This window comes from Veillonella sp. ZSJB6 (genome assembly GCF_051549505.1).
Classification (GTDB): Bacteria; Bacillota; Negativicutes; order Veillonellales; family Veillonellaceae; genus Veillonella.
Genome location: NZ_JBPUGE010000141.1, coordinates 1 through 247, shown reverse-complemented (window position 1 = coordinate 247; position 247 = coordinate 1). Strand labels below are relative to the sequence as shown.

The 247-nt window shown below is 57.5% G+C and carries 1 protein-coding gene; it reads right to left on the bottom strand.

What is annotated here, in order from left to right; all coding sequences use genetic code 11:
• Positions 1-247: EAL domain-containing protein (locus tag ACSV5T_RS10210; RefSeq protein ID WP_438321068.1), on the bottom strand; the 247-nt coding region annotated here is incomplete at both ends.

The window sequence follows — 247 nt, the reverse complement described above, 5'->3', positions numbered from 1 at the left end:
AGTGATGTCGTTCCACATGATCCTTCATCTCCGTGACCGCCTGTACGAGCACCCAGCGTCCCAAGTCCGAGATAAGGCCGAGCTGCTCGGCGACCGGGATGAACAGGCCAGGGGAAATCTGACCTTTGCCCGGATGATTCCAGCGAATGAGCGCCTCGACTCCCCGTACTGCAAACGGCCGTGGCGATACGATCGGCTGATAATACAGTTCAAACTCATCATGTTCGAGGGCATGGCGCAAATCGCG